Genomic DNA, 20,027 nt, shown 5'->3' with positions numbered 1-20,027 from the left:
TGGCGCCGCAGGTCCGCGGGGTGGACATGGTGCAATCAGAAGGTGCAGCGAGGTAGGGCCGGTCAGGTGAGCGCGCGGCTGGTCCGCGCGGCCACCGGGGCTCCGCCACGGCACGACTGGCCCGAGGACGCGCGGCGCCTGCTCGAAGCGCCACGGGGATTCCAGCGGGTGCTCGGCGCGCCGGGCACCGGCAAGACGAGCCTGCTCGTCGATCTCGCCGTCACGCGGATCGCGGGCGGCGTCGATCCCGAGAACCTGTTGGTGCTCACCGCGTCCCGCCGCGCCGCCGACGCGCTGCGTGCCGACATCACGCGGCGCCTGATCAGCGACGAGACCCCGCGCACGGTGCGCGAGCCGGTGGTGCGCACGGTGCACTCGTACGCGTTCGGGCTGCTGCGGTTGCAGGCCTCGCTCGACGGGATGCCGCCGCCGCGGCTGCTGTCCGGCCCGGAACAGGACGTCGTGGTCCGCGAACTGCTCGCGGGCGATCTCGACCTCGGCGCCTTCGACTGGCCGGAGCAGATGCGCCCGGCGCTCGCCGTGCCCGGGTTCGCCGAGGAGCTGCGCGACCTGCTGTTGCGCGCCGCGGAACGCGGGCTCGGCCCCGAGGATCTGATCAAGCTCGGCCGCAGCAGGGATCGCGTCGAATGGGTCGCGGCGGGCACTTTTTGGCGCCAGTACGAGGAAGTCACGCTGTTGCAGGGCGCGGGCGGCAACGCGCTGGGCGTTCCCGGATCGCAGGCCATGGACGCCGCCGAGCTGGTCTCCGCCGCGCTGCTCGCGCTCGACGCCGACCCCGACCTCGCCGCCCGCGAGCAGGCAAGGATCCGGCACCTGCTCGTCGACGACGCGCAGCACCTCGACCCGTTGCAGTACCGGCTGCTCGACCGGCTCGGCGGTGGCGCGGCCGATTTCGTGGTCGCGGGCGATCCCGACCAGACCGTGTTCTCCTTCCGCGGCGCCGATCCCGGCCTGCTCGTTTCCACGGACGCCGGGCGCACGCGCACCCTCACGCTCACTGCGGCGCACCGGATGAACGGCCCGGTGCACCAGGCGGTGACCGCGATCGCGAAGAGCATGGCCGGTGCGTCGAAGCACCGCGTGGCCACGCTCGCGGGCGACGGCGCGGGCACGGTCAAGGTGCGCCTGATGCCGACGCCCGCGGCCGAAGCGAGCTGGATCGCCGATCAGCTCCGGCGCGCGAACCTCGTCGAAGGCGTGCCGTGGCACGAGATGAGCGTGCTCGTGCGCTCGCCGACGCGGTCGTTCCCGGTGCTGCAGCGCGCTTTGCGGGCGGCGGGCGTGCCGATCGCTTCCGCCGTCGAGGAGCTGCCGCTCTCGCGCCAGCCCGCGGTGCGGCCGCTGCTCGTCGCGCTGCGCGTCGCGGCCGAACCCGAGCTGCTCGACGCCGAACTCACCGAAATGCTGCTGGCGTCTCCACTCGGCGGCGCGGACCCGCTCGCGCTGCGCCGCGTCCGGCGCGGGCTGCGCAGGCTGGAAGTGGCCATCGGCGGCCAGCGCTCCAGTGACGAGCTGCTGGTGGAAGTGGTGCGGGACAACGATCTTCTCGGCGGTCTCGCCGACGCGGAAGCGGCGCCGGTGCGGCGGGTCGCGAGCCTGCTGGCCAAGGCGCGGGAATCGGTGGTGGCGGGCCAGGGCGTCGAGCAGGTCTTGTGGGACCTGTGGGCGGGCAGCGGGCTTCAGGAGCGGCTGGTCCGGCTCGCCGAACGGGGTGGATCCCTTGGCGCGCAAGCGGATCGCGACCTCGATGCGATCGTGGCCCTGTTCCACGCCGCGGGCCGCTACGTCGACCGGTTGCCGAAGTCGAGCGTCGCCGCGTTCGCCGAATACCTGTCGTCTCAGCTCATCGCGGGCGACAGCCTGGCGCCGATGGCGACGAAGGGCGACGGCGTCTCGCTGCTCACCGCGCACGGCGCCGCGGGTCGCGAATGGACGGTCGTCGCGGTCGCCGGGGTGCAGGAGGGCACCTGGCCGGACCTGCGGCTGCGCGGCTCGCTGCTGGGCGTCGAGCGGCTCGTCGACCTGCTGTCCGGTGTGGACACCGACTCGGTCTCGGCCACCGCCCCGATCCTCGCCGAGGAACGCAGGCTCTTCTACGTCGCGGCGAGCCGCGCGCGCCGGGTGCTGCTCGTCAGCGCGGTGGCGGGGGAAGACGAGCAGCCGTCCCGTTTCCTCGACGAGCTGGACGACGGCGGGCAGGACCCCGGCCAGGATTCGCGCGTGAAGGCGCCCGGCCGGTCGCTGGTGCTGGCGGAGCTGGTCGGCGATCTGCGCTCGGCGGTGTGCGACGCCACCACGGAGCCGTCGCGGCGGAAGCTCGCGGCCCGCCAGCTCGCCCGGCTCGCGGCGGCCGGGGTGCCCGGCGCGCACCCGGACTCCTGGTACGGCATCGCGGAAGCGTCCTCTGTGGACCCGTTGCACGGTGCGGGCGACGTCATCAAGATCTCTCCGTCCACTGTGGACGTGCTGGCGCGGTGCCCGTTGCGCTGGCTGATCGAGCGGCACGGTGGCAGCGATCCCGCGCAGCTCGCCGCGATCACCGGCACGCTCGTGCACGGGCTGGCGCAGGCCGCGGCCACCGGTGCCGGTGACGAGGAACTGCGCAGGGCGCTCGACGACGCGTGGGCGCGGGTCGACGCGGGCGCGCCGTGGTACTCGCGGCGCGAGCGGCGGCGCGTCGAGCAGATGGTGGCGAACTTCGTCACCTGGCTCAAGCAGAGCCGCGTCGAGCTGACCCAGCTCAGCGTCGAGCACGACATCGAGGTCGAGCTGCCCGCCGCGGAGGACGAGGTCCGGATCCGGCTGAAGGGCCGCGTCGACCGGCTCGAGTCCGACGGGCAGGGCCGCCCGGTGATCATCGACATCAAGACCAGCAAGGTGCCGGTGAGCGCGGCGGACGCGGAACTGCACCCGCAGCTCGCCGCCTACCAGCTCGCCGTGCTGCTCGGCGCCGTCGAGGGTGCGAAGGAGCCCGGCGGCGCGAAGCTCGTCTACGTGGCGAAGTCCCACAACCGCCACGGTTCGACCCTGCGCGAGCAGCCGCCGCTCGACACCGAGTCCGGGCGGAAGTGGCTCGACCTGGTGCGCACCGCGGCCGAATCGGCGTCCGGGCCCGCCTACCAGGCCACCGAGAATTCCGAATGCGACCGCTGCCCGGCGCGCGGGTCCTGCCCGCTGCGCCCCGAGGGCCGCCAGGTGACCGGGCCGTGACGGGGCTCGTTTCTCCCGCGGATGTCGCTGAAGCGCTGGGTTTGCATCCGCCGACGCCGGAGCAGGCGGCGGTGATCGCGGCGCCGATCGAGCCCGCGTTGGTCGTGGCGGGTGCGGGTGCGGGGAAGACGGAAACCATGGCGGCGCGGGTGGTGTGGCTTGTCGCGAACGGGCTGGTGATTCCCGAGCGGGTGCTGGGGTTGACGTTCACCCGCAAGGCCGCGCGCCAGCTCGGTGAGCGTGTGCGGGCGAGGTTGCGGCGGCTCGCCGGTTCCGGGCTGCTCGATAAGGTCGACCCCGGCGGCGGGCGGCGCGCGGCGGTGCTCGCGGGGGAGCCGACCGTGCTGACCTACCACGCCTACGCGGGGCGCCTGCTCGCCGAGCACGGGCTCCGGCTTCCCGTGCAGCCCGGCGTCCGCCTGCTTTCGGAGACCGCGTCGTGGCAGATCGCGCACCGCGTGGTGTCCACTTGGGACAAGGACCTGGAGACCGACAAGGTGCCCCCGACGGTGACCGCGCAGGTGCTTTCGCTGGCGGGCGAACTCGGCGAGCACCTCGTCGAACTCGGCGAGCTGGAAGAGCGCACACGGTGGCTGTGCGAAGTGATCGAGCACGCGCCGAAGGGCAAGGGACAGCGCGCCGCGTTGCCGCAGAAGCTCGCGGACATCGTTGCGGCGCAAAGGTTCCGGCTCGAACTCCTGCCGCTGGTAGACGCGTACCAGCAGCGGAAGCGGGCGGAGGGCGCGCTCGACTTCGCCGACCAGATGTCGCTCGCGGCGCAGCTCGCGAGCGGGCACGCCGAGGTGGTCGAGGGGGAGCGCGACCGGTTCGGCGCCGTCCTGCTCGACGAGTACCAGGACACCGGGCACGCGCAACGCGTGCTGCTGCGCGCGCTTTTCGGCGGCGTGGAGAACGCGCCGATGCCGGTGACGGCGGTCGGCGACCCGGCGCAGGCGATCTACGGCTGGCGCGGCGCGAGCGCGGCGAACCTGCCCCGGTTCACCACCGACTTTCCTCGCAAGGATGGGGAAAAGCTCGTGCCAGCGCGCGAATACGGCCTGCTGACGAGCTTCCGCAACCCGCCGCAGGTGCTCGCGCTCGCCAACGGCATGTCCGAACCGCTGCGCGCGCGAGGACTCGGCGTCGAACGGCTGCGCGCGCGTGACGGCGCCGGGCCGGCGGACATCGCGGCCGCGCTGTTGCCGGACATCAGGGCGGAACGCGTCTGGATCGCGGACGCGCTCGCCGAGCGCTGGCACGACGAGGTGTCCGCGACCGGGACCCCGCCGACCGCGGCGGTGCTGGTGCGGCGGCGGGCGGACATGGCGCCGATCGCCGCCGAACTGCGCGCGCGGGGACTGCCGGTTGAGGTCGTTGGGCTCGGCGGTCTCCTCGACGAGCCCGAGGTCGCCGACCTCGTGAGCACCCTGCGCGTGCTGTCGGACCCCTTGGCGGGCACGGCCGCGGCGCGGTTGTTGACCGGTGCGCGCTGGCGGCTCGCCGCGTCCGATCTCGCCGCGCTGTGGTCGCGGGCGAACCAGCTCGCCGGTCCGCGGCCGGGCGCCGAACCCGATCCGCTGCTGTTCGCCGAACGCGCCGAGCAGACCGGGCTCGTGGACGCGCTCGACGATCCCGGCGAGCCCTCGCGGTACTCGCCGGAGGGGTACCGGCGCATCCGCAAGCTCGGCGCCGAGCTGACCATGTTGCGGCGCAGGCTCGACCAGTCGCTGCCCGAACTGGTCGCCGACGTCGAGCGGACGATGCTGCTCGACGTCGAATCGCTGGCGCGGCCGGGAAGCGCGGGACGGGCGCACCTCGACGCTTTCGCCGACGTGGTAACGGATTACGCGGAGAACGCGCCGACCGCGACGCTGATGTCCTTTGTGGACTACCTCGCCACCGCGGCGCACGCCGAGGACGGCCTGACCCCCGGCGAGGTGCAGGTGGCGCCGGACCGCGTGCAGGTGCTCACCGCGCACTCCGCGAAGGGGCTCGAATGGCGGGTGGTCGCCGTGCCGCACCTGGTACGCGAGGTCTTCCCGACCAAGCGGCGCTCGTCGTCGTGGCTCCGCACGGTGACCGCGCTGCCTGCCGCGTTGCGCGGTGACGCGCAGGACCTGCCGGAGCTGCGCGTGTCCGAGGGCATGGACCGCAAGGAAGTCCAAGAAGGACTCGCGCTGCACGAAGAGGGGTTCGCCGAACGCGAGGCAGAGGAAGAGCGCAGGCTCTGCTACGTCGCGCTGACCCGGTCCGAACACGCGCTGCTGGTTTCGGGGCACTGGTGGAACGAGAGCAGCGCGAAACCGAAGGGGCCCTCGGAGTTCCTGACCGAGACCGCGGAGCTGATCGCCGGAGCGGAGGAGAGCGGCGAGCCGATCGGGGTGATCGGCGCCTGGGCCGAGGAACCCCCGCCGGACGAGGAAAACCCGCTCGTGCTGGACACCAGGACCGCGCGCTGGCCGGTCGACCCGCTCGGGCCCCGCCGTGGCGCCGTGGCCGAAGGCGCCGACCTGGTGATGGGCGAGCTGGCCACGCTCGGCGAGCAGCTCGACCTCTTCGGCGAGCTGGAAGAGGTCGAGGACCCCGACGGCTGGACCGCCGACACCGACGTCCTGCTGGCCGAACGCGCCCGCGCGGCGTCGCGGACCGAGATCGTGCGGTTGCCCGGCCAGCTTTCGGTGAGCCAGCTCGTCGAACTCGCCGGGGACGCCGACGCGCTCGCGCGCCGCCTCCGCCGCCCACTTCCGGTGCCCCCCAACACTTTCGCGCGCCGGGGCACCGCGTTCCACGGCTGGCTGGAGCACCGCTTCGGCGGCGAACGGCTGCTGGAGATCGACGACCTGCCCGGTGCCGCGGACACCGGCGAAGCCGCCGACGCCGACCTGGACGCGCTGCGCGAAGCGTTCGAGAAGAGCGCGTGGGCGAACCGGACCCCGGTGGAGGTCGAGGTGCCGTTCTCCACCGACATCGACGGCACGACCGTGCGGGGGCGGATGGACGCCGTGTTCGCCGATCCGGACGGCGGCTGGACCGTCGTCGACTGGAAGACCGGCGCCGTCCCCGAAGGCGCGAAACTGGCCGCGTCGTCGGTGCAGCTCGCCGCGTACCGGCTGGCTTGGGCGGCGTTGAAGGGGCTCCCGCTGGAAAAGGTGCGGGCGGCCTTCCACTACGTGCGGCAGGACCACACGCTGCGCCCCGTGGACCTGCTCGACGCCGACGGCCTACGAGACCTGCTCCGCCGCGTGCCCGAGCTGTAATTCTATCGAGCTGTGTTTTTTATCGGTCGTCAAAATTTGCGCTGTCAGGGCGCGGCTCTCGAGGTGATCCGCCGGTTGGGTGCGCTGGCACCCTGCCATCGCAAATTTAGAGGGCCCAGGGGGCCCTGCGACCGACTGCACGCTCCCGCCGCGCGGGGCGCGTCGGATCGCCGGGTGCCTGGCTGGCTTGGCAATGGCCGCGCCTTCGGCGCGGACCTCGCGGCACTCGGGGAGGTAGGTGGGCGAGCGCCGGATGGGGTAGGCGGGCGAAGTGGGCTTGGGGTGCTGGGTGCACTTAGCGGGCTAAACGTTGTCGGCGGGTGCGCGGCTCCTGGGTGCGTTTAGCGGGCTAAATGTCGTTCGGGCTAGGCCTCGTCGCGGACCTTCAGGGCCCAGAGGACGAGGGGCCATTGGAGCGGGAGCCTGCCCCAGGCGATCGCTCGCGCGGGGAGCGGTTTGCGCTTGCGGTCGTAATCGACGGCCATCTTGACGTTGCCGGGCAGCACGCCGACGAAGAACAGCGCTGCCGCGAGGCCGCCGAAGCGGCGGGTCTTCGGGTTGGCGATCGTGGCGGCAAGACCCAGCTCGGCGACGCCGGACGCCTGCGTCCAGAGGCGTGGTGAGCCGGGGAGTTCGCGCGGGACCAGCGCGTCGAACTGCTTGGGCGCCGCGAAGTGCAGTGTCCCGGCCGAGGCGAGGAAACCGGCCAGGAAGAGCGCACGACGTTTCGACATACCGTCAGTATGTCACGAGTGTTTGGGCGAAAGTCACCCGATCGTGGGTGAGTTTGTGACACATTCCCCGAGTTCTGTCACAAAGCGAAGGCGAGGAAGCATGGTTCTCCGCAAGATCGGGTTCGCCCTCGCGGCCGCCGCCGCGGTCACCGCGGGCGCGCTCGCGAGCGCCGCACCGGCGAGTGCCGCGCCGGCCAAGCTCAGCCAGTCCGCCGCCGCCGCGAAGCTCGGCGCCGCCGGGATCACGCACAGCTCCAGCGGGGGCTGCACCGCCAGGAGCAAGCCGACCTGCACGTCGTACGAGCAGATCAACGCCAGCACGGTCGACGGGATCAGCACGCTGAAGCGCGCGAGCGGCTGCGGCATCAACATCACCGGAGGCACCGAGGTCGGCCACGCGGCGGGCACCTACAGCCACTACAACGGCTACAAGGTCGACATCACGCCCAATTCGTGCGTCAGCGCCTACATCCGGCGCAGCTTCACACGGATCGTTCCGCCGTCGTTCGGCAGCGAGCAGTACCGGTCGTCGGCGGGCAACACCTACACCTACGAAGGCAACCACTGGGACATCGAGTACCACTGATCCGGGCCGTGGGGAACGCACCGGCGGGAACCGGCGCTTTCCCCGCGGGTGTCCTCTACGATCCCGAGCGTGAGTGACGCCTACCACCCGCGGCCGGGGGCCGGTTCATGATCAAGCGCATCCCGCTGGGGGAGCGGCTGAGCGAACAGCCGGACCACACGCTCGTCGGCGTCATCAAGATGCCGGAAACCGCGGTCAGCCCGATGCGGTCGATCGTCAAACGCGTGCTCGGCGCGTTGCTGGCGCTGCTGGCGACCGTGCTGATCGTCTACCTCGACCGCGACGGCTACCGCGACGCCAACGGTGACGGGCTGTCCTTCCTGGACAGCCTGTACTACTCGACGGTGTCCCTGTCGACCACCGGCTACGGTGACATCGCGCCGGCCACCGCGTCGGCGAGGCTGGTCAACGTCCTGGTCATCACCCCGCTGCGCGTGCTGTTCCTGATCGTCCTGGTCGGCACCACCCTCGAGGTGCTCACCGAGCGGTCGCGGCAGGCGTTCCGCATCCAGAAGTGGAGGCACAAGGTGCGAGACCACGTCGTGGTCGTCGGTTTCGGCACGAAGGGGCGCGCGTCGGTCAAGACGCTGCTCGGCGACGAAGACGTCGAGCCGAACCAGATCGTCGTCGTCGACACCGACCAGCAGGCACTGGACGCGGCGAGCGCGCTCGGCCTGGTCACCGTGCACGGCTCGGCCACCCGTTCCGACGTGCTGCGGGTCGCCGGTGTGCAGCGCGCGCGGGCGATCGTGGTCGCGACCAACCGGGACGACTCGGCCGTGCTGGTCACGCTGACCGCGCGCGAGCTCGCCCCGAACGCGCACATCGTCGCGTCGGTGCGCGAGGCCGAGAACGTGCACCTGCTGAAGCAGTCCGGCGCGAACCAGGTGGTCATCTCCAGCGAGACGGCGGGCCGCCTGCTCGGCATGGCCACCTCGACCCCGCTCGTGGTCGACATGGTCGAGGACCTGCTCACCCCGGAGTCGGGCCTCGCGATCGCCGAGCGCCAGGTCGAGCCGTCGGAGGAAGGCGGTTCGCCCCGGCACCTGCCCGACATCGTGCTCGGCCTGGTCCGCGACGGCGCGCTGTACCGCGTCGACGCGCCGCAGGCGGACGCGATCGAACCGGGCGACCGGCTGCTCTACGTCCGCAAGGTCACGCAGTCCGAACGCATCGAAAGCTGAGGTAGGCACCCCGCCGGGGGACTAGGTGGGTTTTGCCGGGGGGATCTGGAACCATATTCGTTGTGCGGCAACGAGCGGATCCCCTCAGAAATCACGGCCAGTTGCACTGGAACGCGCTCGGGGTGGCCGCTTTCGTCGGGATCGCGATCGTCGCGGTGGCGTGGTGGCTCGGCCCCGGCCTGTTCGGCATCGCGAACGCGGAGGCCGGTGACGTGGTCGAAGCCAAGGTCACCGCGCCGGTGGAATGCGCGGGGCAGGGCGGGCACGAGACGGTCGCCTTCACGCTCGGCGGCCAGCCGCGCACCGGCACGCTCGACGGCTGCGGGCACGGCAAGGACGAACGGGTTTCGATCCGGGTCGGGTCCGACGCGGGCTCCGGCACCGTCAGCGTCACAGCCGCCGACACCGCCGAAGGCGCGCGAGACCTCCGCCGCCCCGTCGGCCTGTTCCTCGTAGCCCTCAGCTGCTTCGCCGGCGCCACATATGCCTTTATCGTGCGGCAAAATTCGCGCTGAACCTTTATCGGTCGTCAAAATTTGCGCTGCCAGGGCGCGGCTCCCCAGTTTGACCCGCCGGTTGCGTGCGTTGGCGCCCTGCCATCGCAAATTTAGAGGGCCTTGGCGGCCCTGCGACCGACTCTCAACGCTCCCCGCCGCGCGGGGCGCGTCGGTTCGCCGGTGCCTGGCTGGTCTGGCGATGGCCGCGCCTCCGGCGCGGACCTCGCTTCGCTCGGGGCATAGCCCTGGTGCATTCCCGCGCCTCCGGCGCGGACCACAGGCGCGCTCCCAGCCGAAGCCCCTTGGCGACGTTTAGCCCGCGAACTGCACCAGGCGACCCCCAAGTCGCGCGCCTACGGGAGGCCCACTCGCCCGCCTACCTTCCGAGTGCCGCGAGGTCCGGGCCGAAGGCCCGGCCATGCAAAACCCAGCCACGCACCCGGCGATCCGACGCGCCCCGCGCGGCGGGAGCGTGCAGTCGGGCGCAGGGCCGCCAGGCCCTCTAAATTTGCGATGGCAGGGCGCCACCGCACTCAACTGCCACCAACGCCGGGAGCCACGCCCTGGCAGCGCAAATTTTGCCGCCCGATAAAAAACAACAGACCGAAGCGGCTCAGGAGACGTCAGTCGACGGAGCCGCGAAGGTATTGCACTGCGCGATCCGGTTGTCCTGCGCGCCGGTGCGCCACCATTGGGCGTAGTGCGCGTTGGTGCCGTGGTCGTGGCTGCCAGAGGTGTTGTCGCCGCGGGTTTCCTGGTCCTTCCAGGCTTTGTCGTACATGTCCCTGGTGACGCTGCCGCCGCGGTCGACGTGGGCGCCGAGGAACATCCCGGAGAAGCACTGGGCCTGGAGTTCCTTGCGCCGCGCCATTTCGAGCCCGGCGGGGCTGTTCTGGCCGACCGCGTAGATCTGCTGCCACGCGGCGTCCATCAGCCCGGCGACCTCCTGCACGTGGTGGCCGTATTCGTGGGCGAACAGGGCGAGGTAGACGCCGGGGTTGTCGCCGTACTGGTCGGTCTGCAGGCCTTTGAACGGGACGAAGAGGTTGTTTTCGCAGTAGTAGGCGGCGGTGGCGATGCCGACCTTGATGGTGCCGCAGTCGGTCTGGAAGTTCGGCCCGGTGGGGAAGTGCAGCGCGGGCGGGTGGAAGGGCAGGTGGTAGTACTCGAGGAACGGTCCCCACGCGGCGTCGAGGCATTTGCCCGCGGCGGTGAAGAACGCTTCGGCTGCTTGCTGGGTGGCGTGCCACGGCGGGAGGTCGCAGGCGAGGTTCTTGAGCCCGGCGTCCGGGTCGGCGAGGATCGGGTGGTCGGCGAGCTTGAGGATCTTCTGGCCGTTGAGCGCGGGGCCGCCCGCTCCGGCTCCGCTGCCGCCGGTGGTGGTCGTGGCCGGGGTGGGCGGGGCGGAGGGGGCCGCCGCGGCGGGCGTGGTCTGCGCCGCTTGTGCCTTGTCGGCGGCTTCCTGCGCTTCCTGGCCCTTGGTGACCGCGACGTAGACGACCAGGCCGGACAGCAGGACCGCGACACCGGCGAGCACGACCGTCATCCGGTGGTTGCGCCGCGGTGCCGCGCGCGTCGGCCTGCGGCCGGGCGGTGGCGGGGGAAGCGGTCCCGCCTGCCTCGACGGGCCGCGCGGCGGTTGCGTCATCTGCGCTTCTTCCCCTGCTGGACTCGGGCGGTCGGTGCGGCTTCGCAAAGCATAACGATCCGGCCCCGTCCTTCGCTGCGTTCGGCGGCACCGTGAACCGGGTCACCGGTGGCGTGGTTGGCTGGCCAGGCGGCGCTGCCGGGACCGAAAGTGGGACTATTCCGGCAGTACATCCGGGTGACCCACCAGCGAGCAGGGAGTTTCCATGAGTGACCACGGGGGCTGGGCCTCGCCCGATCCCGACGGTGAGCGCGACAAGGCCGCGGACACCCCCGCCGAGCCCGTCGAACCGCTGCCCTCGGCGCCGCCGCCACCGCGGCAGAACTGGGGCGGGGTGCCGAAACCGGGTGTGATCCCGCTGCGGCCGCTCGCGGTGGGGGAGATCCTCGACGGCTCGATCACGACCATCCGCCGCCACGCGGCCAGCGTGCTCGGGGTCTCCGCGGCGGTCGCGGTGGTCAGCGCGCTGCTGAGCCTCGCGAGCGAACTGTGGGTGCTCGACGACCTGAACTCGATCATCGCGCCGGGGCCCGCCGCGACGAGGGCGGAGATCGAGCGGCAGGCGATGGAGGCGCTGCCGAAGGCGCTCGGCTCGCTCGGGATCAGCGCGGTGATCACGATGCTGACCCAGACCTTCCTCGCCGGGTTCCTCACGGTGGTGCTCGGAAAGGCCGTGCTGGGCAGGCCGGTGACGTTCGCCGAGGCGATGGCCGAGGCCAAGCCGAGGTGGCTGCCGCTGCTCGGGCTGACGCTGGTCTACTCGGTGCTGGTGGCCGTTCCGTTCGCGGTCGGGTTCCTGCTCGTCGGGCTGCTGGGCGCGTCGGGGGTGATCTTCCTGCTGGCGGCGATCCCGCTGTCGGTGTTCCTCTACGTGCGCTACAGCCTCGCGACGCCCGCGCTGATCCTGGAACAGGGCAAGATCGGCACCTCGCTGACCCGGTCGGCGCGGCTGGTGACCGGGATGTGGGCCCGCGTGTTCGGGATCCTGCTGCTGGTGATGCTGATCGGCGTGGTGATCAGCCTGCTCGTCAACACGGTGTTCACCCTGATCAGCGGCAACTCGCTGAGCGCGACCGCGGTGACCACGAGCGCGATCGTGTTCTCCGCGGTCGGGCAGGTCATCGCGCAGACGTTCGTCACGCCGTTCACCGCGGGCGCGACCGCGCTGCTCTACATCGACCAGCGCATGCGCCGGGAGGGCATGGACCTGGAACTGATCCGCGCCGCGGGGCAGCAGCCGCGGTGAGCTGGCCGCGCTCCGCCGACGTCCCGGTCGTGATCGGCCGGGACGACGCGCGGGCGGCCGCGGAAGCGGAGCTGGCGAAGGCCGACTACCTGGCGGCGCAGCCGTCGTGGCTGGAACGCGCCGCGCAGTGGGTGATCGACCGGCTCGACGCGCTGTTCCGCGCGCTGACGTCGTTCGTCCCCGGCGGCGGTTTCGGGCTCGCGGTGCTGGTGGCGCTCCTGGTCGTGGTGATCGTGGTGGTGCGGCTGCGGATCGGGAAGACGGCACGGTCCGGCGCGCTCGCGCGGCCGGTGTTCGCCGACCGCACCCGCACCGCGGCCGAATACCGCGCGGCGGCGGAGTCCGCGGCGGCGTCGGGTGCCTTCGCGGCGGCGGTGCGCGACCGGTTCCGCGCGCTGGTGCGGGGCATGGAGGAGCGCGGCGTGCTGGACCCGCGGCCGGGCCGGACGGCGGACGAGGCGGCGACCGAGTCCGGTCGCGCGCTGCCCGGTGTCGCGGACGAACTGCGGTGGGCCGCCCAGGTCTTCGACGCGGTGCACTACGGCGGCGAACCGGCCACGGCGGCCGAGTACGACCGCATGAGCGCGCTCGACGACCGCGCCGCCGCGCAACGCCCGGAGTTCGCGCGGTGACGGCGGTTTCCCCTGACGCGCGCACGATCTGGCGCGCGGCGCGCACCCCGCTGGTGGTCGTGGCGCTCGTGCTCCTCGGCGGGATCGTGCTGGCGCTCGCCACGGGCGGTACTTCGCGGGGACAGCTCGACCCGGAATCGGCCACGCCGACGGGTTCGCGCGCGCTCGCGACCCTGCTGCGGAACCAGGGCGTCGACGTCGTCGTGGCCAGGACCTTCGACGAGGCGCTCGCCGCGGCACCCGGTTCGACCGTGCTGGTGACCGCGGCCGCGACGGTGCGGCCGCAGCGGCTCGCGGAGCTCCGGGACCGCGCGGCGGAAAGCGTGCTGATCGCGCCGGGGCAGGCCGCGCTCGACCGCGTGCTCCCCTCGGTGCGGGCCTACGACGGGCCGGAGGCCGCGGTCCACGCGCCGAACTGCGCGCTGCCCGCCGCCACCGCCGCGGGCGACGTGCTGACCGGAGGCGAGCGGTTTCTCGCGGCTTCCGGCGTGACCACCTGCTACAGCGGAAGTGTCGCGACCGTGCGGGACGCGCGCATGGATACCGTGCGGGACGCGCGTCCGGCGACCCTTCTCGGTGACGGCGCGGCGCTGACCAACCAGCACCTCGGCGAGGACGGGAACGCCGCGCTGGCGATGCGGCTGCTCGGCACGCACCCCCGGCTGGTCTGGTACCTGCCGGTGCCCGGCGATCCCGCGTTCGCCGAGGGCCGCGAGTCGATCACGGGCCTGCTGCCCGACGGCTGGGTCTTCGGCGGGATCCAGCTCGCCGTCGCGGCTGTCCTTTTTGGACTGTGGCGCGCGCGAAGGCTCGGCCCGGTGGTGACCGAACCGCTGCCGGTCGTGGTGCGCGCCGCCGAGACCACCGAAGGAAGGGCGCGGCTGTACCGGCGTTCGGGTGCGGCGGGCCACGCCGCGGCGATCCTGCGCGACGCGGCCGTGGCGAGGATCGCGACCGCGCTGTCGATGAGCGGTGACACCGAACCGGCCGCCGTCATCGCCGCCGTGTCCGTCCGAAGTGGACTTCCAGCGGGCGAGGTTTCCCAGTTGCTGTACGGAAAAGGCGTGCGCGGCGATGCGGAGCTGGTGCGCCTCGCCGACGATCTCGACGCGCTCGAGGAAAGGATTCGCAGATCTTGACCACCGATCAGCTTTCCGCGCGTGACGCGCTCATCGCGTTGCGCGCCGAGGTCGGCAAGGCCGTCGTCGGCAACGACGCCGCGGTCACCGGGCTCATCATCGTGCTGCTCTGCCGGGGACACGTGCTCGTCGAAGGCGTGCCCGGTGTCGCGAAGACGCTGCTGGTGCGCGCGCTCGCGGCGGCACTCGACCTGGAAACCACGCGCGTGCAGTTCACCCCGGACCTGATGCCGGGCGATGTCACCGGGTCGACCGTCTACGACGCGCACAGCGGCGAGTTCACCTTCCGGCCGGGGCCGGTGTTCACGAACCTCCTGCTGGCCGACGAGATCAACCGGACCCCGCCGAAGACGCAGTCGGCGCTGCTCGAAGCGATGGAGGAGCGGCAGGTTTCGGTCGACGGCACCTCGCGCGCGCTGCCGGAGGTGTTCGCGGTCGTCGCGACGCAGAATCCGGTCGAGTACGAGGGAACGTACCCGCTTCCCGAGGCGCAGCTGGACCGGTTCTTGCTCAAGCTGACCGTGCCCGCGCCTTCGCGCGACGACGAAATCGGCGTGCTGACGCGGCACGCGTCCGGGTTCGATCCGCACGATCTCGCGGCGGCGGGCCTGCGCCCGGTCGCGGGTGCCGAGCAGCTCGCGGCCGCCCGCGCGGAGGTGGCCGGGGTGACGGTGGGGCCCGAGGTGATCGGGTATGTGGTCGACCTGTGCCGCGCGACGAGGGAGCTGCCGTCGGTCCGGCTCGGGGTTTCTCCGCGCGGCGCAACGGCTTTGCTCGCCGCGAGCAGGGCGTGGGCGTGGCTAGCCGGTCGCGGTTACGCGACACCCGACGACGTGAAAGCGCTTGCGCGCCCGGCGTTGCGGCACCGGATCGGGCTTCGGCCAGAGGCCGAACTGGAGGGCGTGACGGCGGACGGCGTGCTCGACCGCGTGCTCGCTTCGGTCGCGGTGCCGCGCTAGCGATGGCCATCACGGGACGGCTGGGGCTGCTGGCGCTGCTCGGCGCCGCGTTCGTCGGGCTCGTCATGCCGTCGGTGGCCGGGGTGCTCGCGGTGGCCGCCGTGCTGCTGCTCGGCGTGCTCGCAGATCTCGTGCTGGCTGGCGGGGTCAGGGCGCTGACCTTCGCGCGCTCGGGGGCGTTTTCGGTGCGGTTGGGCGAAACCGCGGAGGTCACCCTCGCGGTGACCAATCCGGGACGCCGCGCGGTCAAGGGTGTGCTGCGGGACGTGTGGACGCCCAGCGCGGGCGCCGACGGGCGGCGGCACGCGCTCACCGTCCCGCCCGGCGAGCGGCGAACCGTGGTGACGACGGTGCGGCCGTCCCGCCGCGGCGATCGCCCCGCGTACCGGGTGGCGGTCCGGTCGGCGGGGCCGCTCGGGCTCGCCGCGCGCCAGGGTTCGCACGACGTCCCGTGGACCGTGCGCGCGTTGCCGCCGTTCGAAAGCCGCAAGCACCTGCCCTCCCGGCTCGCCCGGTTGCGGGAACTGGACGGCGGGCAGGCCGCGCTCGTCCGGGGCCAGGGCACGGAATTCGACTCGCTGCGCGAATACGTGACCGGGGACGACGTCCGCTCGATCGACTGGCGGGCGACCGCGCGGGCGGTCGAGGTGATGGTGCGGACCTGGCGCCCGGAACGCGATCGCAGCGTCCTGCTGGTGCTCGACACCGGCCGCACCTCGGCGGGGCGGGTCGGTGACGCGCCGAGGCTCGACGCCGCGATGGATGCCGCGCTGCTGCTCGGCGCGCTGGCTTCGCGGGCCGGTGACCGCGTCGACCTGATCGCCTACGACCGCGCCCTCCGCGCGAGCGTGACCGGGTCGTCGCGCGCGGATCTGTTGCCCTCCTTGGTGAACGCGATGGCGCCGCTCGAACCGAGCCTGGTCGAAACCGACGCGCGCGGCATGATCGCCGAGGTGCTGAAGCGGGCCCGCCGCCGCTCGCTCGTGGTGCTGCTGACCGCGCTCGACCCGGCGCCGCTCGAAGCGGGTCTGCTGCCCGCGCTGGGCCCGCTCGTCAGCAGGCACCGGCTGCTCGTCGCCTCGGTCGCCGATCCGCGGATCGCGGAAATGGCCCGCGGCCGCGGCGACGCGGAGGCCGTCTACGATGCGGCCGCGGCCGAACGCGCGCTGGCCGAGCGGCGGCACGTCGAAGGCCTGCTCCGCGGGCGCGGGATCGGTGTCGTCGACGCCGTCCCGGCCGAGTTGCCGCCCGCCCTGGCCGACGCCTACCTGGCGCTGAAAGCCACCGGCACCCTCTGAACCCCATGCCCCGAAAGTGGCTTTCGGGGACATAGATGCCCCGAAGGCCACAGTGATGTCGGGTGTGCGGCACGATGATCGGCGGTGGAGGTCCCCGAAGGCCACCTTCGGGGACTCTAGCCTCGGTCTTTCATGGTGATCTGTAGGTGATGTTGATGTTGGAGATGTTGATGTTGTTGGGTGTGGTTTTGGGTGTGGGCAGGTTGTAGTTGCCGATCTGCTGGGGTATCGGCTGCTCCGGGGTCTTTCGGGTTGTCGGGTCAGGGGTGGTGTGGGTTAGGGGAAAGCGGTGCGGATGCGGTGGAATCCGGTGGCGATTGCGGGGGCCCAGCGCCATGTCCGGTCGATGCGCAGATGGGTTTGGCGTGCGCTGCGGGTGATGCGGGCGGCGACGTGCAGGACGCGGTAACGGAAGGTGGTGATCTCGATCCGGGCGAGGTCGGGCTGGTCGGTGAAGCCGATCAGTTGGCTCCAGCAGACCAGGTCGATCGCGGTGAGCACGGCCTGTAGCCAGGCTGTGTTTTCGGCGAGTCCGCGACAGGGCAGGTTGCGCAGGCCGGTGGCTTTGGCCTCGCGGATGCGGTCTTCCATCCGGGCGCGTTGACGGTGTCGCAGTTCCAGCCCGGCGGCCTGGCCGGGGATGATCCCGGGTGCGGTGTCGGTGAGCAGCGCGGTGATCCGCATCCCGTCGGCGTCGGTGAATCGTAGCTGCGCGCCGGGGTGCGGGCGTTCTTTGCGCAGGATCAGCCGTGACCCTTCGGGCCACTTCGACAGGTCGATCGCGGTGCTGATCTCGGTGACCCAGGCTCCGTCCCGGATCCCGTCCCCAGGCTCGACCGCGGGATGCCAGCACGAAGCCGGGATCGCGTCGACGATGCGCTGCACCCGCGCGTCGACCGGGAACCCGAAGGAGAACCCGACGCCCCGGTCCCGGCAGGTCTGGGCGAAGGTGTGGCTGGCCCCGGCGGAATCACTGCGCGCGAGCAGCCGCGGCGAATCGAGGTTGTCAAATTTTCTGTGTAAGCAGGGTGACTTTGTGTCCTTCTTGTGACTTGAACTTACGGGTTTGACTACGTTCTGTACTTGTCGGTCAGAGTGGTAGCCGGTCGCCGAAGCGGGTTGCGAACGCGTTCAGTGCTCGTTTCCACCCGTAGGTTCCGGTTCCGCGTTTCCCGGCGAACTGTCCCTCGCCGTCGATGTGTCGTCCGGTGATGTTACGGACACCGAGGTAGAGCAGTTTGATCGCGGCGTCGACAGAGGGAAAATGACCTCGTGTCTTACTAATCTTCCGTAGTTGGTAATTGATGGACTCGATCATGTTCGTCGTGTAGATCACCTTCCGGATGGCCGGGTGGAACTCGAGGAATGGGATGAACTCCTCCCAGGCGCGTTCCCAGGTCGAGATCAGACCCGTGTATTTCTGACCCCAAGTGTGTTTCAGCTCGTTGAGAGCCTGCTGTGCGGCTGCTTCGTTAGCGGCCTCGTAGATCGGTTTGAGGGATTTCGCGACAGCCTTGCGGTCGTCGAGGGACACGAACCGCATCGAGGCGCGGATGAGGTGCACGACGCAGGTCTGCACGATCGCTTTCGGCCACACGTTGCCGATCGCATCAGGCAACCCGGTCAAGCCATCACAGCAGACGATCAGCACGTCGTTCAGGCCGCGGTTGACCAGCTCGTTGAGCACGTTCTGCCAGAACTTCGCTCCCTCGTTCTCGCCGATCCAGATGCCCAGGACGTGCTTGAACCCGTCCGTGTCGACCCCGACGACCAGGTGCGCGGACCGGTTGTCGACCGTGCCGCCCTCACGGATCTTGACGACCACCGCGTCGATGTACATAATCGGATAAACCGCATCAACCGGGCGATTCTGCCATTGGGTGATCTCCTCGGCCACCACATCTGTGACATTCGAGATCAACGCCGGGGAAACCTCGGCATCATACACCTCTGCCAAATGTTCCTTGATGTCCCGAGTCGTCATTCCCCGCGCATACAACGACAAGATCATGTCATCGATCTGACCAAGCCGACGCTTCCGCTTCGGCACGATCCGCGGCTCAAAAGTACTCGCCCGGTCCCGCGGCACATCCAACCGGACCGGACCGGAGTTGGTGACCACCGTTTTCGCGCTCTTCCCGTTACGGGAATTCCCCGAACCATAACCAGCGGGATCACCTTTATCGTAACCGAGATGGTCGGCCATCTCAGTTTCCAGCGCCCGCTCCAGCACCGCCTTCGTCAGCTGATTCAGCAAACCCTGCGCGCCATCCAGGCCCATCCCCGAAGCCTCGGCGTCTGCTACCAGCGCATCGATCGCCGCCGGCGACAACAGCTCCGCCACACGCCGCGCCGCCGCGTCATCGCCACCGACCTCCACGGCACCCTCGTCCGCGCCCGCCGACTCCACCACCACATTCTCGCTCACTCAGAGTGTCCATTCTGGCAGGTCAGACCCAGCCGCCTGCCGGTCAGGTCACCCGCTTACACAGAAGATCAAACACCCCCGGCGAAATCGGGGTCGCCGGGGCGGGGCCGGGCGTAGGTGGGCAACGCCGCCAGCGCCGCATCGAGCACGGCGACGTGATCGGCCGCGGTGCTCGACCCCGCGTTGCCTGGGCGCAGCAACCGGCCAAGGCTTCCCCGCCGGCGATCTGCGGGCGATCGAGGAAACACAACAGCGGGTGAAACCCGAACGTGTGCTTCCACGTCGCTGCCGCGTCCTGCTTGTCCGAGTGCGCCAGCACGATCGTGGCATCGAAATCCAGACACAGCTCCTCGGACAGGTCCGGGGCAGCCCCGGCCTCCCACGCCCGTTGCCGCGCGGCGGCACGGGCGGCCTGCACCGCGGGCAGATGGGCCTCGTCGATCCGCTCGAGTAACCGCCACGCCGTCGGCATCGACGCGACCGGCCCGAACAGATCCTCCCGGTCCCGCAGCACCGCGATCCCCGACACCGCGTCCGCGCCATCCGCGATCGCCACCGCCACATCAGCGAACACCTGCCCCGGCGCATGCACCGCGACACCACGATAAGTATCAGCCAACGCCGAGTTCACCGCCCCGACCAAACCCGTGACCTCAGCCATCTCCCGCAACAACCCGACACCAGCATGCGACACGACACCAGCACCATCCGCGCTGACCTTCACCCGACCAGAACGCTTGCTATCCTTCACCCGCGAAGTGCCTTCCCGTTCGAGAAACCGGACCCTAGACAAGTCCCAGTTTCCCCTACAGGACAGGCACTTTCGCGCATTCAACCCCCACGACACCCCACCACCCATGAAACACCCAGGCTAGTGCCACTTTCTCGGCCCTCGCTCACGTGCGGACAGGGCTGTGCATGTCCCGAAGGTGGCCTTCGGGGCGCTCAACGCCGCACATCCACCCCTCGCACGCTTGACCACCACGACGCGCCTGCCCCGACGGTGGCCTTCGGGGCGCTGGATTCCCTGAGAGTCACCTTCGGGGCGCCCGAAGGCCCGCCGCGGGGTGGAGCGGGCGGCGGGAGTGCGGTGCGAGGGCCGAATTCGCGGCGTCTACCGCCCCGAAGGCCACCTTCGGGGACACGCGCAGGTGGCGGCGGCCCGCCGCGAGGGCCGAGATCCTGACA

13 protein-coding genes and 2 pseudogenes are annotated in these 20,027 nt (G+C 71.1%); 10 read left to right on the top strand and 5 right to left on the bottom strand.

Translation table 11 applies throughout. The features are described 5' to 3' along the window. Nucleotides 1–66 precede the first annotated feature (66 nt). On the top strand, nt 67–3,231 hold the full coding sequence (locus tag HUW46_RS12940; RefSeq protein WP_215549830.1) for an ATP-dependent helicase: 3,165 nt from the start codon (nt 67–69) through the stop codon (nt 3,229–3,231). Continuing rightward, complete coding sequence (locus HUW46_RS12935) at nt 3,228–6,488, top strand: ATP-dependent helicase (protein ID WP_254126127.1); 3,261 nt, start codon at nt 3,228–3,230, stop codon at nt 6,486–6,488. The genes HUW46_RS12940 and HUW46_RS12935 overlap by 4 nt, the downstream gene beginning before the upstream one ends. A 365-nt stretch (nt 6,489–6,853) precedes the next feature. Here HUW46_RS12935 and HUW46_RS12930 read toward each other — a convergent pair whose 3' ends face one another. Further along, on the bottom strand, nt 6,854–7,222 hold the full coding sequence (locus HUW46_RS12930) for a DoxX family protein (RefSeq protein WP_215547508.1): 369 nt from the start codon (nt 7,220–7,222) through the stop codon (nt 6,854–6,856). A gap of 100 nt (nt 7,223–7,322) precedes the next feature. On the opposite strand from HUW46_RS12930, the gene HUW46_RS12925 reads away from it, so the two are divergent. From HUW46_RS12925 to HUW46_RS12915, 3 genes are all read left to right on the top strand, one after another. Continuing rightward, a complete protein-coding gene (locus HUW46_RS12925) occupies nt 7,323–7,808 on the top strand; it encodes a hypothetical protein (protein WP_215547507.1) in 486 nt (161 codons plus the stop codon). Nucleotides 7,809–7,915: 107 nt separating this feature from the next. Further along, on the top strand, nt 7,916–8,992 hold the full coding sequence (locus HUW46_RS12920; RefSeq protein ID WP_215547506.1) for a potassium channel family protein: 1,077 nt from the start codon (nt 7,916–7,918) through the stop codon (nt 8,990–8,992). Nucleotides 8,993–9,093: 101 nt separating this feature from the next. After that, on the top strand, nt 9,094–9,507 hold the full coding sequence (locus tag HUW46_RS12915; RefSeq protein WP_254126125.1) for a hypothetical protein: 414 nt from the start codon (nt 9,094–9,096) through the stop codon (nt 9,505–9,507). A gap of 595 nt (nt 9,508–10,102) precedes the next feature. Here the strand turns inward: HUW46_RS12915 and HUW46_RS12910 are convergent. Further along, a complete protein-coding gene (locus HUW46_RS12910; protein ID WP_215547505.1) occupies nt 10,103–11,137 on the bottom strand; it encodes a neutral zinc metallopeptidase in 1,035 nt (344 codons plus the stop codon). A 205-nt stretch (nt 11,138–11,342) separates the two neighbouring features. On the opposite strand from HUW46_RS12910, the gene HUW46_RS12905 reads away from it, so the two are divergent. From HUW46_RS12905 to HUW46_RS12885, 5 genes are read left to right on the top strand one after another with little or no spacing between them, the layout of a single operon-like run. After that, on the top strand, nt 11,343–12,383 hold the full coding sequence (locus HUW46_RS12905) for a hypothetical protein (protein ID WP_215547504.1): 1,041 nt from the start codon (nt 11,343–11,345) through the stop codon (nt 12,381–12,383). Beyond that, nucleotides 12,380–13,015, top strand: coding sequence for a DUF4129 domain-containing protein (locus tag HUW46_RS12900; RefSeq protein WP_215547503.1), 636 nt, complete (start codon nt 12,380–12,382; stop codon nt 13,013–13,015). Before HUW46_RS12905 ends, HUW46_RS12900 begins: the two co-directional genes overlap by 4 nt. Beyond that, entirely contained in the window at nt 13,012–14,154 is a 1,143-nt protein-coding gene (locus HUW46_RS12895; protein WP_215547502.1) for a DUF4350 domain-containing protein, read from the top strand. Before HUW46_RS12900 ends, HUW46_RS12895 begins: the two co-directional genes overlap by 4 nt. After that, nucleotides 14,151–15,113 (top strand): AAA family ATPase, encoded by a 963-nt coding sequence (locus tag HUW46_RS12890; protein ID WP_215547501.1) that lies wholly within the window; start codon nt 14,151–14,153, stop codon nt 15,111–15,113. Before HUW46_RS12895 ends, HUW46_RS12890 begins: the two co-directional genes overlap by 4 nt. Nucleotides 15,114–15,115: 2 nt before the next feature. Beyond that, nucleotides 15,116–16,411, top strand: coding sequence for a DUF58 domain-containing protein (locus tag HUW46_RS12885; protein ID WP_215547500.1), 1,296 nt, complete (start codon nt 15,116–15,118; stop codon nt 16,409–16,411). 276 nt (nt 16,412–16,687) lie between these two features. Here the strand turns inward: HUW46_RS12885 and HUW46_RS12880 are convergent. The 3 genes and pseudogenes from HUW46_RS12880 to HUW46_RS12870 form a co-directional block, all read right to left on the bottom strand. Beyond that, a pseudogene (locus HUW46_RS12880) lies at nt 16,688–17,410 on the bottom strand (transposase); the annotation flags it as partial. A gap of 91 nt (nt 17,411–17,501) precedes the next feature. Further along, nucleotides 17,502–18,755 (bottom strand): IS256 family transposase, encoded by a 1,254-nt coding sequence (locus HUW46_RS12875; RefSeq protein ID WP_215549828.1) that lies wholly within the window; start codon nt 18,753–18,755, stop codon nt 17,502–17,504. Between the two features lie 170 nt (nt 18,756–18,925). Continuing rightward, nucleotides 18,926–19,590: pseudogene (locus tag HUW46_RS12870) on the bottom strand (transposase); the annotation flags it as partial. Nucleotides 19,591–20,027: the final 437 nt, after the last annotated feature.

Source organism: Amycolatopsis sp. CA-230715 (assembly GCF_018736145.1).
Lineage (GTDB): Bacteria > Actinomycetota > Actinomycetes > Mycobacteriales > Pseudonocardiaceae > Amycolatopsis.
Note: the sequence above shows the minus strand (reverse complement) of the source record. Positions and strands in the feature narration are given on the sequence as shown.